Origin of the sequence: Pseudalkalibacillus salsuginis, from assembly GCF_021646685.1 — a bacterium.
GTDB classification, from domain to species: domain Bacteria; phylum Bacillota; class Bacilli; order Bacillales; family Fictibacillaceae; genus Pseudalkalibacillus; species Pseudalkalibacillus salsuginis.
The window spans coordinates 68,498-83,158 of sequence record NZ_JAKJHW010000007.1 but is presented as its reverse complement, the minus strand read 5'-3'; the positions used below and the strand labels follow the sequence as shown (position 1 = coordinate 83,158).

General features: G+C 41.7%; 12 protein-coding genes and 1 riboswitch. Of the genes, 11 read left to right on the top strand and 1 reads right to left on the bottom strand.

The window, feature by feature from the left end; translation table 11 throughout:
- Nucleotides 1-47: 47 nt before the first annotated feature.
- Nucleotides 48-153: riboswitch (SAM riboswitch) on the bottom strand.
- 366 nt (nucleotides 154-519) lie between these two features.
- The 10 genes from L1611_RS16480 to L1611_RS16435 all read left to right on the top strand — a co-directional run bounded on the left by L1611_RS16480 (nucleotide 520) and on the right by L1611_RS16435 (nucleotide 12,061).
- Entirely contained in the window at nucleotides 520-1,077 is a 558-nt protein-coding gene (locus tag L1611_RS16480) for a GNAT family N-acetyltransferase (RefSeq protein WP_236314814.1), read from the top strand.
- A 68-nt stretch (nucleotides 1,078-1,145) separates the two neighbouring features.
- The gene (locus L1611_RS16475) at nucleotides 1,146-1,799 is read left to right on the top strand and encodes an NAD(P)-dependent oxidoreductase (RefSeq protein ID WP_236314813.1); all 654 of its coding nucleotides are present in this window, start codon (nucleotides 1,146-1,148) and stop codon (nucleotides 1,797-1,799) included.
- A gap of 440 nt (nucleotides 1,800-2,239) precedes the next feature.
- Nucleotides 2,240-2,563 (top strand): nitrite reductase small subunit NirD, encoded by a 324-nt coding sequence (nirD, locus tag L1611_RS16470; protein ID WP_236314812.1) that lies wholly within the window; start codon nucleotides 2,240-2,242, stop codon nucleotides 2,561-2,563.
- A 160-nt stretch (nucleotides 2,564-2,723) separates the two neighbouring features.
- The gene (gene cobA, locus L1611_RS16465) at nucleotides 2,724-3,509 is read left to right on the top strand and encodes a uroporphyrinogen-III C-methyltransferase (protein WP_236314811.1); all 786 of its coding nucleotides are present in this window, start codon (nucleotides 2,724-2,726) and stop codon (nucleotides 3,507-3,509) included.
- Nucleotides 3,506-4,261: a sirohydrochlorin chelatase gene (locus tag L1611_RS16460; RefSeq protein ID WP_236314810.1), complete on the top strand. Its 756-nt coding sequence runs from the start codon at nucleotides 3,506-3,508 to the stop codon at nucleotides 4,259-4,261. The genes cobA and L1611_RS16460 overlap by 4 nt, the downstream gene beginning before the upstream one ends.
- Nucleotides 4,262-4,286: 25 nt before the next feature.
- Nucleotides 4,287-5,345 (top strand): anthranilate phosphoribosyltransferase, encoded by a 1,059-nt coding sequence (locus L1611_RS16455; protein ID WP_236314809.1) that lies wholly within the window; start codon nucleotides 4,287-4,289, stop codon nucleotides 5,343-5,345.
- A gap of 311 nt (nucleotides 5,346-5,656) precedes the next feature.
- Nucleotides 5,657-8,707, top strand: a complete 3,051-nt coding sequence (locus tag L1611_RS16450; RefSeq protein ID WP_236314808.1) for an efflux RND transporter permease subunit — start codon at nucleotides 5,657-5,659, stop codon at nucleotides 8,705-8,707.
- 268 nt (nucleotides 8,708-8,975) lie between these two features.
- Entirely contained in the window at nucleotides 8,976-9,419 is a 444-nt protein-coding gene (locus L1611_RS16445) for a MarR family winged helix-turn-helix transcriptional regulator (RefSeq protein ID WP_236314807.1), read from the top strand.
- Nucleotides 9,420-9,549: 130 nt separating this feature from the next.
- Nucleotides 9,550-10,719 (top strand): epoxide hydrolase family protein, encoded by a 1,170-nt coding sequence (locus L1611_RS16440; RefSeq protein ID WP_236314806.1) that lies wholly within the window; start codon nucleotides 9,550-9,552, stop codon nucleotides 10,717-10,719.
- Between the two features lie 283 nt (nucleotides 10,720-11,002).
- The gene (locus tag L1611_RS16435; protein ID WP_236314805.1) at nucleotides 11,003-12,061 is read left to right on the top strand and encodes a tartrate dehydrogenase; all 1,059 of its coding nucleotides are present in this window, start codon (nucleotides 11,003-11,005) and stop codon (nucleotides 12,059-12,061) included.
- Between the two features lie 202 nt (nucleotides 12,062-12,263).
- On the opposite strand, the gene L1611_RS16430 is transcribed toward L1611_RS16435, so the two are convergent.
- A complete protein-coding gene (locus L1611_RS16430; RefSeq protein WP_236314804.1) occupies nucleotides 12,264-12,977 on the bottom strand; it encodes a DUF1287 domain-containing protein in 714 nt (237 codons plus the stop codon).
- A gap of 253 nt (nucleotides 12,978-13,230) precedes the next feature.
- Here L1611_RS16430 and L1611_RS16425 point away from each other — a divergent pair, with 253 nt between their 5' ends.
- Entirely contained in the window at nucleotides 13,231-14,433 is a 1,203-nt protein-coding gene (locus tag L1611_RS16425; protein ID WP_236314803.1) for a S8 family peptidase, read from the top strand.
- Nucleotides 14,434-14,661 lie beyond the last annotated feature (228 nt).

The window sequence follows — 14,661 nt, the reverse complement described above, 5'->3', positions numbered from 1 at the left end:
AAAAAACGCACTCTGATACGAGTGCGTTTACCGACAAATAAAAGAAACTCTCATCTATCAGGGTTTAATCACCCGCTGGAATTAGCACAGTGTCGATTCAGACCTGTTGCTGAGGCTTCAAAGGGCCAGTCCCTCCACCTCTCTGGATAAGAAATATTTTTTTATAACACTACTAATCTATGGAGGAAATGTCAAGCTTTTCTCTTGTCGACTAATATTCATTTATCAACATTAAAATTTAACAGAACCTTATAAAAAAGACCGATTTCTACATAAATTGGTCGGTTTCTCTATCGAAGAATTGGCCAGTGCTTGTTGAAGAAGGGGGAGTAGTGTTTACATCAATATTCCTTTCAATGCTTACTACTAATTTTTTTTGATTGTTTGGATAATATCCTAACGATCGAGGGAAGAACTGAAAATAACCTCAAATGCTTCCACCCCGACGTGAGGTGAAGATTGATAGGGTTTTCAGCTTTTCCTGGGGATTTTCATTTCTGGAGTAATGGAGTGAGATAAATGGTGAATCTGAGTAAAAAGCCGATAATTATTGGAGAAAAAGCGATGCTGAGACCTTTTAAAATAGATGAAGATTTTCCGAGAATAGAAGAATGTTTAAAGGATCCTGTAGTTCTTAAATATACAGGGAGCACGCCTGAATACGATAGAGAAAAGGTCTACGACTGGTATAGTACAAGGAATGCACAAGCAGATCGATTGGATCTTGCCATTATTGATAAGTTCCAAAGTATTTTAGTTGGCGAAGTTGTGGTCAATTTATATGATGAAAAAAACGAAAGCATGAATTTTAGAATACTAATTGGTCCGCTGGGTAGAAATCGAGGGTTAGGAACAGAAGCAACTCGACTAATGGTTGATTATGTTTTTAAAAATACTAACTTAAGCCAGCTAACTTTGAGTGTTTTTGCTTTCAATCCCAGAGCAAAGAAGATATATGAAAAAGTTGGGTTTGTGGTGGATAGTGTCGATAAAAATGATTTAGAGTTTGAGGGAGAATGGATAGATTCTATTAATATGAAATTGACAAAAGAAGATTGGATGTATGATAAGAAGTGAATGAGGAGGCTATATTTTCCTATGAATAGTTATCAACCTTCGAAATCTGGATTATGGTGTTATAATGAATGAAATTTTCTAAAATATATAGAAAAGGAAGTGGACCGGTGTTCCCGATCATGGTTGATTTACCAAATTATAAAGTGGTTGTAGCAGGCGGAGGTAAAGCCGCTTTACAAAAAATCAAGGGTTTGCTTCGCTTCGGCATCCATGTCCATGTCGTCAGTCCTGCATTTATTGATGGGATCCGTCAGTTAGCCGAGCAAGAGAAAGTAACACTTTATGAGAAGGAAGTGGAGTATGAAGATTATCAAGATGCCTTTTTAGTCATCGCAGCGACCAATTCGAGCCCGGTTAATGAATATATTTCCAGAACAGCGATACATCTAGTCGTGAACGCCGAAAAACCAGAGCTTGGAAACAGTATCCTCCCGGCTTCTGTCAATCGAGGGAAACTTGTAATAAGCATATCGACTGGAGGAGCAAGTCCGACATTAGCAAAACAATTAAGGAAACAACTGGAAGAACAATTTGATGACTCCTATGAAGAATACTTGAACTTTTTATATGAGTGTAGAATGATACTAAAAGACAGTGCTTTACAAGAAGAAGCTAAGAAAAAACGATTACAGGAAGCTGTACAGCCTGTTTTTTTCGAATCAAAGCAACAACGGGAAAAATTTCTTGATAAACTGAAACGAGAAATACGTCCAACTTCATGAAATGAGAATCATGTTATAAAGCATGGCATAAAAAGTTACTTTCCTACTCGGGTCTTTAGGGGAAAGTAACTTTTTCACATTAAATCACTAGGTGAAAAGTAGGAAATTGAACAGAACATGTCAGATTTTCTTACATATTCATTGTAGCGTATATCCATACTGTCCTATAATCAAAAGCATCTATTTAATTTCTACAATCGATCGGGGGACATGATATACCAACGGCAACGGTGTGGCAGGAATCCGATGTGTAGAAGAAATTCAAAGAAACGGTCATTTCATTGTGATATAACCATCGAAGTAATCGGTTATTAGTAAGGAATTAGCCATTTTACGGATTCATGGTAGGAAGTCCTTAATGGTGTTAGAAGTCCAGAAGGAGTGTCCCATTTGGTCTCGGTGCCAGCAAATAACAAATTAAATGAATGGAGAGAACCAGCATGGAAAAAGTGGTAGAACGGATAAGGATTGCTACTTTAAGCGAATTGCCTAGAAACCTTGGGAAAACAGTCAGTGTCGGTCCATATGAAATTGCACTATTCCATTTAGGCAATGGGGAAATTCGGGCAATTGAAAACCGCTGTCCGCATAAGGGCGGTGTACTTGCGGAAGGAATAATCAGCGGCGAGCATGTTTTTTGTCCAATGCATGATTGGAAAATCAATGTGTCAGATGGAAATGTCCAAGCACCAGACACAGGTTGTGTAAAGACGTTCGAGGTTGAAGTTGATCGAGATGAGGTCTTCATTATCTTGAATCCATAAACCTTTGGAAATCGTTTTGGCCTGCAACATTGTCGGTGGTAATTTGTTTACAGGTCTTTCTTTACATGCAAGTTGAAGAAAGGTCTACTTGGAAAAGGTAGAAAACAGATCACCTGTGACAAGTATGTAAAGTGGATGAGAGCCAAAAGGAGTGTAGTAAATGGGAAAGGTATATCTGGTAGGAGCAGGTCCGGGAGATCCTGATTTAATAACGGTCAAGGCACTGAAATGTATCCAAAAGGCGGATGTCATTTTGTATGACAGGCTCGTGAACAAGCGCTTATTGGATAATGCGAAGTCAAATGCAACACTTGTTTATTGCGGTAAGCTGCCGAATCACCATTTGATCGAACAAGAGACAATCAACTATCTTTTGGTCAAATATGCGAAGCAGGGTAAAGTGGTGACCCGTTTGAAGGGCGGAGATCCGTTTGTTTACGGAAGAGGGGCAGAAGAGGCTGAAGCACTTGCAAAGAATGGCGTCTCATTTGAAATTGTACCTGGCATAACCGCAGGAATCGCAGCACCGGCATATGCTGGTATTCCGGTTACCCACCGGGAAGTCAGCAGCTCTTTTGCGGTTATTACAGGTCATCGTTCAAAAGGGAAACCCGATGATGAAAATTGGGGGAACCTGGTAAGCGGAGTGGATACATTGGTCATATACATGGGCGTGAAAAATCTTCCGTATATTTGTGACTCCTTGCTCAAGCATGGGAAAGATCACGATACACCAGTCGCATTGATCCATTGGGGGACGACCTCTGAACAGCGGACTGTGACAGGAACGCTTAGGACGATCGTAGGGATCGCAAGTGCCAAAAAGGTTGAAAACCCCAGTATGATCATAATCGGTGAGGTTGTTGAATTAAGGAAACAGATTGCCTGGTTCCAAGATTGTGAGTTGCAAGAGGATCGTTTGTCGGTAGTCGGTGAGACAGTATGAAATCCGTTCTCTACGTTTGCCATGGCAGCAGAATGCAGGTAAGCTGCAAGCAAGCTATGGATTTGATTGGGGAGATTCAGGGAAGTATCCCTATCCGGATCCAGGAGATCAGTTTTTTGGAATTAGCTGAACCCACAATCGAAATGGGTTTTGAACGTTGTATTGAAAGAGGGGCGACTGAAGTAGCTGTGGTGCCTGTCTTTTTATTCGCAGCGAGCCATGTCAAAAACGATATTCCGAAAAAACTCGAAGGATTGAAAAAAAGGAATCCGAACGTTTCAGTATCTTTTGGAAAAGTGGTCGGTCTTGAAGAAAGAATCATAGATATTTTACTTGAAAGGGTTAATGAAAAAACGATGGATCGTAAGGAATCAACAGCGGTCTTGATCGTTGGTCGCGGGAGTAGTGATCCAGATATAAAATCGACCTTTACAGAAGTCGCCCGCCTTTTCCATAATAGGTCGAACTATCGAGATGTCAAACCATGTTTTCTAGCTGCAGCAGAACCTGGCTTCAAGGAATTACTCTATGAAACTCTCGATCAGGAAGGAGATACAATTATCATCATCCCTTATTTGCTGTTTCCAGGGGTGTTGACAAAAGAAATGAAAATGTTGATTGATGGGGTCTCATCCGAAAAGACCATTTTCTTATGTGATGTTTTAGGATTCCATCCACATTTGAAAGAGGTTCTGATTAATAGAGTAGTAGAGACATTGCAGCAAAAGGATGTATGGATGGTTTCAAGTTGACTTTGTTTATGGAAAGGGGAATATCATGCAACAATGGATCAAGGAAGTGGCAAGAGGAAAAAGAGGATCAAGGGATCTCACATATGAAGAAACGAGAGAGGCAGCTCGTTTATTGGTAGATGGTAAAGCAACTGATGCACAAATTGCTGCTTATTTCGTATCACAACGATTAAAAACAGAAACGGCAGATGAACTTCTGGCATTTATCGATACCTATCAGGAACGGACAGAGAAGCTGAGGTTACAAGATTCAATCAGTGAAAAAGTGATTGATTTTGCAGGACCTTATACTGGACGAAATTCATTCGCTGTAACGATCCCCTGCTCAATTCTGCTTGCTGCAAACAATTTGCCATCTTTCCTTCATGGAACGGATTCCTTGCCTCCGAAGTATGGAATTTCACTCAGGGAAATAGTAGAAGAGTTAGGTATCGAAACAGATCATGATAACGAATCGCTTTCCAGGATAGTTGGATCGACTAATATCGGATTTGCAAGGACCGATCGGTTTTGCTCCCCGCTCGTAATGTTACGATCTATCCGTGAGGAAATCGGCGTCAGGACATTGATGAACACCGTCGAAAAACTATTGAATTTATCGTCAGCGCATTCGCTTATGATGGGAGCCTACCATCGTACCGCCATCATAAAAATAGCGCCTGTATTCAATGGAATGTCCTTCAAACGAGTGTTTATTGTCCAAGGAGTAGAAGGCTCTGAGGATCTACCTGTCTATAGAAATAGTTTCATTTATACGATCAAAGAAGGGGCTCTTGATTCATTCATCGTTAATCCTAAGGATTACGGTTTATTTGAGGAACTTCCAGAGAAGGATAAATTGACCCCTGAGGAACAAGCAGACATCATCAACGCTTTATTGAGTGGCGAAAGGTCAGGCTATCTGAGCTACTATTATAAACAACTCCTCTTCAACACAGGTGTCCGTTATCATTTATTTGGGGCTGCTCCGAACATCCTGGAAGGGATCAATATCGCAAAAGAACAACTCCAATCACAAAAGGGACTGCAACAGCTCCAAAAATGGAAGCGATTATCAAAAACAATCCCGACAACAACCATCTGAAGCAAGTGATGGTAAAATAGAAAACTGTAATCGATTAAGCAGGGAACCCCCTGCTTTTTTTGCATTTAAAGAAAGTATAAAATATTTTCTTCAATATAAGCGCAACTAAGGCTCAGCCTGCGCTAAAGGCTTGGCAAAGCCCGAGTTTTCTTTATGTGAAAATTACTTTTCTACCAACATTAAGAAACATTGAAGAATATCTCAATTTTTCCGTAAATATACTACATATTGTTGTATGGATAGTGCAAAAGTATTACAATAGGGTAGTGTATATGGAAAAAATTGAAAAAAGCAAGGTTGGGGGAAATCACATGAGATTATTGCAGTTATTGCTGAAACGCAAGATTATTGTGGGATTGTTATTTGTGTTTGTCCTTATTACTGGGAGCTTCGCAACAATCAAACTGGATAAAGAGTTAATGCCGCCAGTTGATTTTGATGGAGCTTTCATTGATGTCATGGCTGGAGAAATGAATGCCTTTGAAGTGGAACGTTTAATTACGATTCCAGTCGAACAGCGGCTATCAGGGATCGAGGGAGTGGAGGAAGTCAATTCAACAACGAATATCGGTCGGGCAAGTCTTCAGTTGACTTTTGAAAGTGGCCGAGGAGATGAAGTGTATCGCGAGGTCGAATCAGCCATCAATTCGATGAAACCGGAATTGACTGGAGTAGAAGATCTTCTTACATATAAAATGTCGACCAATCAACCCTTTGAATATTATATGGACCTTTCCGACGGGTCCATGGAAGAGATGACTAAGTTTGCAATAGAGACACTCAAGCCTCGTCTTGAAGCTCTACCTGAAGTTCGTGAAGTCGATCTCATGGGGCTGGAAGAGAACGAAGTCCTTATCGAACTGGATCGTGATCGATTACTAGAATACCAGTTGGATCCATCACAGATCATCGGAATCATCCAGAATGAAAACACGGAGGCTTCACTCGGTGTCTTATCAGAAGAAGAGAACCAGCCGACACTTCGGTGGAACACTTCTTTTACGAGTGTAAAGGATTTGGAAAATCTTCAGATACCGACAGTGAATGGTATTGAACCACTGGATACATTCGCCGATATCAAGCTTCAACCAATAGAGAATACATCATCCGTTTGGAAAGAAGGATCCAATGAATTTGTGTTCATACAAATTGGGCGTGTCGCTGATATCACACAGATCGAGTTGACAGAAGCAATCCGTGCAGAGCTTGAAGCTATTCGGGATGAAGGCCACGTCCAAGGATTTGAAATGAATGAAGTCATCGCTTTATCCGATTATGTGGAGGATTCCATCGATGGTGTGACAGACAACATCATCATCGGGGCGATTGTCGCATTGGCGATCCTTCTCTTGTTCCTCCGTAACATTAGAGCGACGATCATCATCGGATTGTCGATACCGACATCCGTGTTACTGACATTCTTATCAATGTGGCTTTTGGATTACAGCTTCAACATGCTCAGTTTGATCGCACTCGGGTTGGGCATTGGAATGATGGTTGATTCATCGATTGTCATATTAGAATCAATTTATAGGAAGAAGGAACAAGGCTACGAGAACGTTCAGGCAGTGTTAGAAGGTGCGAGAGAGGTTGCGACTGCTGTATTCGCATCCATGCTGACGACGATCGTGGTTTTCCTTCCAGTCGGTTTGATGGGGGGAGAAGTCGGCAAGTTCATGATCATCTTATCCATTGTTGTATCAGCAACATTGATCAGTTCGGTTATCATCGCTTTCACCTTGATCCCGACGCTTTCTGAGAACTTTTTACGGTTGAAAATGAAGCGCGAGCATCAAAAAGAAAGCTTTATCGTCAGAAGATATGGCAAAACAGTCGGCTGGATGGCCAAGAAAAAGCGTAATCGGTTTGGTATGATCGGTCTATTCTTCATTGTGCTTGTCAGCTCATTGTTTTTAGTCATGAAAATTCCGATGACAATCATGCCCGACATCTTCAACCGATATGCCGAGCTTGTCATCAACCTTGAACCAGGGGTGGATCTTGATGATCGAAGAGAAATCGTCGAGGATATCAATGAACGATTATCTGCTGTCCAGGATGTGGATAGTCATTATGTGATCGATAATGGGAACATGTTCTATATCCCGATCAATATGACGAAAGACGATGAGGTCACTCGCGAACAAAAGGATGTTAATGAGGATATTCTAAGGACCCTTCGTGAGATGATCGACGAACGTCCAATTAAAAGTGTGGATAGCACTACGTCAGCGGGTGCAGGTTCTCCAGTACAGATCAATGTAAAAGGGGAAGACTTTGAAGGATTGCGATTGATTACAGAAGACTTGAAAGAAGAATTGAAGGATATCGATGGAATCGTCGGTGTCACGAGTACTAACGAACGCCAGTCGCAGGAACAAAAGGTTGTTTTGAAGGAAAATGCAATCAAAGAGGATGGTTTGACAACGCAACAAATCAAACAGTCGATCGAGCAATTATCGATGGATATGCCTGTGGGCGAGATGAAGACAGAGGGTGAAATGATTCCAATTAAATTGGGAATCGATGAAAAGTTGACGACTCAAGATGACCTCTTGGACTTGGAGATTTCGACCCCTGGAGGAATGGAAAAGCTTTCAAAATATGTTGAGCTTGAAACCGTGGAAGTTCCGAATCAGATTTCCCACGTAGATGGAGAACGCTTCGTTACGATCCAAGCGGATATCGAAGGACGTGACCTCGGTTCAATCAATCGTGATGTACAAAAAGTGATCGATTCTTATGATCCTTCATCAGGTTACACAGTTGATACTGCTGGTGACCTAGAACAGCAGCAGGAACTGATTCAAGAAATGATCATGATTTTGCTGATTGCGATTTTCCTGGTATACGTCGTAATGGCAATCCAATTCAATAACCTTGCGCACCCGCTTGTCGTCATGTCAGTCATTCCGATGACGGTCGTAGGAGTCATCCTTGGCCTATTCATTACGCAAAGCGAATTGAGTACGATGTCAGGCATGGGAATCATCATGCTTATCGGGATCGTGCTGAACAATGCGATCCTGTTAATCGATCGTACGAAACAATTGAGGAATGCGGGCTACAATTCGTCCGATGCACTTGTCGAGGCTGGAAAAAACCGGATGCGTCCAATCTTCATGACAACATTGACGACAGCGGGCGCAATGCTTCCGTTAGCGTTCGCCACAGGAGCTTCCGGCGGTTATCAAGCACCACTTGCGATCGTTGTCATCTCCGGCTTATTGTTTGCAACGATGATTACACTCATCTTGATTCCAGCTGTCTATTTGTTGTATAGCGATATTGGCAGAGGGTTCAGACGAATTTTCAAAAGGAAACTTAAAAAAGAGAAGGAAACTGCAGAACAAGTAGGCTAAACTTAGCAGTCCACATCGGTTTAATGCCGGTGTGGATTTTTTAATACATTAAGAAAGTATATAACTTTTCAGGGATGTAGCTAACCGACGTAGCAGAAATGTTTACGAATGAAGTATAAGCTCTTCGCCAAGGCTTGGCAAAGCCCAAGTTTTCATTAAAACGCTCCCCCTAGTCGAGTAGAGCAAGAGATTTAGTTGACTAGTCAACTAATATACCCTATGCTTTTTATAGGGTATATTAGTTTATTACCTGCAAAGGAGTATGTAGATGAAAAAAGAAAATGAAAGTATTGCTAGGTGGATTTCAATACTGCACCGTCAATTTCAAATTTATCTAAACAAGGAATTGAAAGATTACGATATTAACTCGTCTGAATATATTTTTTTAGTCAATCTGTATGAAAGGGATGGTATTTCTCAAGAGCAATTGTCCGCCAATCTTTTCATTAACAAAGCTGCAACAACACGAGCAATCAGTCGGTTGGAAAAGCTTGGTTATTTGCACAGAACCCGTGATCCAATGGACAGTAGAGCCTATTTGGTCACGTTGACAGTAAAAGGATTAGAAATGCGAGATTTTATTAAGACCAAACTAAGTTATTGGACCCAAATCATTTCAACAGGCCTTACAACAGAAGAAGCGGACGACTTTAAACAAAAGATTAAGCAAATGTCTATGAATGCATTAGCTGTAACCAAAGGAGACGAATGAAACATTCTGGTACATATTAACCAAGAGAATGATTTCTATATTTAAACGGCAACAAGAAGAGTAATCAACTAATAAGAGCTATGCTTTTTAAATAGTTGATAAGTAAACTATATAATAGGAGTGATAAAAGGTGGGTACATCAAAACAAGAATTTGGAAAGAGTAATATCAATAATAATGATACTACCATCCGACCGTTTCGCATTGCAATCTCCCAAAAAGAGCTAGATGATTTACAAGCTCGCCTAACCCATACCCGTTGGCCTGATGAGCTACCTAACGTAGATAGAGACTATGGTGTTTCAATTGATTATTTGAGGGATATATCGGAGTATTGGCGTACCTCATATGACTGGCGTAAGCATGAGTCTCGGTTGAATAAGTTTCCTCAATTCACCACAACGATTGATGGTGCAAATGTGCATTTTTTGCATGTTCGTTCCCCTGAAAAGGACGCATTTCCACTGATTCTAACCCATGGGTGGCCTGGCTCGATTGTGGAGTTTCTAGATGTGATCGGACCACTTACCAATCCGAAAGCCTATGGTGGTAATCCGACCGATGCCTTTCATTTGGTTATTCCATCGATCCCTGGCTATGGTTTCTCTGGTCCTACTCTTGAATCAGGCTGGAATGTAAACCGAATTGCTCTTGCCTGGGCTGAGTTGATGAGACGGCTAGGCTATGACAGGTATGGAGCACAAGGTGGTGATTGGGGTTCAGCGATTTCTCGTAACTTAGGTGCAGTCGATTCTAAACACGTCTGTGGTGTACACTTAAACTATTTACCCACTGTTCCAACTGGAGAACTCAATAGTATATCTAATAAGGATGAAGCTAGAATCGAACAGATGAAGAGTTACTTAGCTACTCCGGCTGGCTATATGGTGCTTCAGTCAACAAAGCCGCAGACACTTTCCTATGCGCTTACGGATTCACCTATTGGCCAGTTAGCTTGGATTGCAGAAAAGTTCATCGAATGGACAGATCCAAAAATCTCTGTTGCAGTCGATTATCTGCTTACTAACGTTATGATCTATTGGCTCACCAGGACCGCAGGCTCTTCAGCCCGACTATATTATGAAAATACAATAGGCAAGCGTGGTCCTCTGCCTTGCTCTGTACCCTTGGGAGTAGCAGTTTTCCCATATGATATTGTGCTCCCTATACGGCATCTCGCTGAGCGTCAGTACGACATCGTTCACTGGACCGAGTTCGACCGTGGTGGTCATTTTGCCGCTTTGGAGACCCCAAATTTGTTAACTGAAGATATACAATCATACTTTCGTCGTTTCCGCTAAATGCACCTAAATGGAATTTCAAGTCATTTTTTTATTTAATAAAGTGATGACCATAAAAGTAATTGATCCTACCTCTACCCCTTCTAAGCCTTACGTATCATTGGAGACCTCTCCCTTAATGCGCAATACTATCGGATAAGATAGGCACTTTTCATACTCAATACCTTTATGTCAAAAAACCTATTGAATTGCTGTTACCCCATTTACTAGTTTATGATAATTAAAGCAATAGGTTTTGGATACTATCGAAAAATAAAAGATTGAATCCATAGGAGGGCTGGAGATGAAAAATTATAAAATCGGTGTGGTGCCGGGCGATGGGATCGGTACTGAAATCATGCCAGGGACGTTGGAAGTGTTAGATGCATTGGCTGAGGTGCATGGCGGTTTCAAATTGGCGTACAGCCATTATCCATGGAGCTGTGACTATTATCTTGAACATGGTATGATGATGCCTGATGACGGTATCGACCAGTTGGCACAGCATGACGCTGTCTTCTTAGGAGCGGTCGGAAACCCGAAACTTGTCCCGGATCATGTTTCCCTCTGGGGGCTTTTGATCAAGATACGGCGGGAATTCGAACAGGTCATCAATATGAGGCCAGCTAAGCAATTACCCGGGATTGAATCGCCTCTAAAGCATCCGAATGGCTTTGATTTTATCATTGTCCGTGAAAACAGCGAAGGAGAATACAGCGAGGTTGGCGGTACGATTCATCGAGGTGAGGATGAAATTGCTATCCAGAATGCTGTTTTTACGAAAAAAGCGACTGAACGGGTTTTGCGGTTTGCGTTCGAGCTTGCAAAACAGAGGAATCGCAAGGTGACAAGTGCCACAAAATCGAATGGCATCGTCCACTCAATGCCGTTCTGGGATAAGACCGTGAAGGAAGTGGCTGTAGGTTACGCAGATGTAGAAGCAGAATCGACTCATATTGATGCTTTATCGGCATTCTTTGTGACGAAGCCTGAGTCATTTGATATTATTGCAGCCAGCAATCTGTTCGGGGATATCCTGAGTGATATCGGCGCTGCAATCATGGGGAGTATCGGGGTAGCACCTGCAGGGAACATCAACTTGAACGGCAAATATCCATCCATGTTCGAACCTGTACACGGGTCTGCTCCAGATATCGTCGGAAAAGGGATTGCAAACCCGATCGGGCAGATCTGGACAGGAAAAATGATGCTGGAGCATCTAGGAGAGAAAAAAGCCGCTGATCTTTTATTAAAGGTTGTAGAAGAAGTGATTGCCGATGGCGTGAAAACCCCAGATTTAAAAAGGAATGCGACAACATCCGATGTGATCAATGAAATTAAAACACGGATTTTTGGTATTTAAGAATGCAGAGAGGCCCCCTGGAAGTTCCTTTTTAGATGTTGAAAAAAGAGAGCAGACTATAGTAATTAATCTCTAGAAGAATTATGGCGGATCCCATTACGGTCCGTCCATTCTAGTAGGGGGCCATGGTATTTTGGAAGGTAAAATGACAAAAAGGAAAGCTGGTTTCAGTTACGACCAGCTTTTTTTGCGTTTTATGTCTCTAATCTTGTAAACTTCCATATTTCCATCTGTAATGTCCGGCAATCGGTGTTCTGAAGGAAGTAAGTTTCACTTCAGCAGCAAAAGGTTGGTTGTTATGGATGACATAGGGTATACCTTCTTTCGTTCGTTTGTCAGAAATGATAGCTACATGATGGAAGCCATCCAGGAATAAGACGATATCACCAGGCTGCCACTGTTTCAGATTTTCCGCATTACCAGGTATAAGCTCTGTCGTCAAGGATTCGGTAAACCGTTCGAAAAAGACGAATTGATTAGGAACTCGTCGAAAATCAATGTTCGGATCAGGGGCATTATTGACCCTTGGATATAAATCCGTATGCTCGGCGATATCTTCATCCATAAGTTCTTTTAATGAAATATCAGCCCCCATCAATCCACGCCAGATCACATCTGTACATACACCCTCATCATCTGGCGGGTAGCCCCCAGAATAGTAGGCGCTCTTATAGTTGGTCCGTTGTTCTACTTCTTTTCTCGCTGCATTTACGATATCGATCGGATCCGGGAGACCATTATGATTTTCATCAACAGAGGAATGGGATTGTGGTACTTGAACGGTTTTAGAGAAAGGGTTGTCAAAGTGCACACCAAGTGAATCCAAGATGATTCCATTTCTGAAGAAAATGACGACTGAAAGAACGACTACAATGAGTGCAATCGAAATGACACTGATACTTCTTATTATCTTCAACTTCCAACCCCCGATTTTTTCAAATATGTCCTTATGTACATTGTAACTCAAAATCGTTAATAGGATGAGCATGAATGCTTAGTTAATTGGTTCAGTTTGGAAAGTAACTAATCTTATTATATTGGGAAAAAAGACACTGTTTAACCATGATTTTTATGCTGAAATTACTTGGTCTTTCCCAATATCGATTTTGCAGGAATTAGAATTATTTGACTGAATTTGTTTATGAATACATTTTCAGGGAGGGAATAGGATGAAATTCAGAAAACTTGCTACACTGTCACTCGCTGCGTCAATGGTACTTTTTCCAATGGTAGGGGAGGCTGCAGTCAGTGATCAGCTGGAGGCACCAGAAAAGTCAAAGGTCGTCAATGTCTCTGATGAAGCCGGAAAGTATGTAAAAGGGGAAGTCATCGTCAAGTTCAAAGACAAGTCTGCGAAATCTGCTCAAAGCAGTGCACTGAGCAAAATCGGGGCAAAAGAAGTAGCTGATGATGACGCTGTAAAATCTGACTTCAAAGTTTTAAAAGTTGGAAATGTTGAAGCGGCTGTCAAAGCGCTCGAGAAAAATCCAAATGTGGAGTATGCTGAGCCGAACTATTCTTTCAAAGTGAACTGGACACCGAATGATACGTATTATAGCTATCAATATGGGCCTCAAAACACAGATACTCCGAGAGCCTGGGATATTGCTAGAGGAAGCAGCGGACAAGAAATTGCTGTCCTTGACACTGGAGTCGATTACAACCATCCGGATTTAGATGGGAAAACGATCCGCGGATACGATTTTGTCGACAATGACTGGACGCCGATGGACCTGAACGGACATGGCACACACGTAGCAGGTACTGCAGCTGCTGAAACGAATAATTCCCGAGGGGTAGCAGGAATGGCTCCAAACACTGACATTCTTGCAGTACGTGTATTGAATGCAAATGGAGGCGGTTCACTCGCTGATATCGCAGATGGGATTCGTTATGCAGCTGATGCTGGGGCGGAGGTTATCAATCTATCATTAGGCTGTGATTGTAATACGACCACCCTTCAGAATGCTGTCAACTATGCTTGGAATAAAGGATCTGTCCTTATCGCAGCCGCAGGTAATGATGGTGTGAGCACGACATTCGAGCCGGCTTCATATTCGAATGTCATAGCGGTTGCTGCGGTTGATCGTTATGACAACCTGGCTTCTTTCTCTAACTATGGTTCTTGGGTAGATGTGGCAGCACCTGGTGTCGACATTGCATCAACATATCCGGATAACCGTTACGTATACTTGTCTGGAACGTCAATGGCATCTCCACATGTTGCTGGTCTTGCAGGTTTGTTGGCAGGACAGGGGCGTAACAACTCTCAAATCCGCGCTGCTATCGAAAATACAGCTGACAACATCAGTGGCACAGGCTACTATTTCTCTCATGGAAGAATCAACTCTTACAATGCTGTAAGATACTAAAGTTCATTTTGTAATCTACTTTTAAAAGGAGCTGTCCTAAAATAGTGTCAGACACCACCAACACAACAAATGTTGTTAGGACCGGTGAAGTCAGGCACTTATGGGACGGTCCTTTTTTTATTTCGATTTTATGCATAAGAACGCTGGTTTTTAGAAAAATCCATAAATGACTATGAAAATATTCTATGAATCTAGTCTATTGACCGTTACGAAATCTTTCATTCTCAA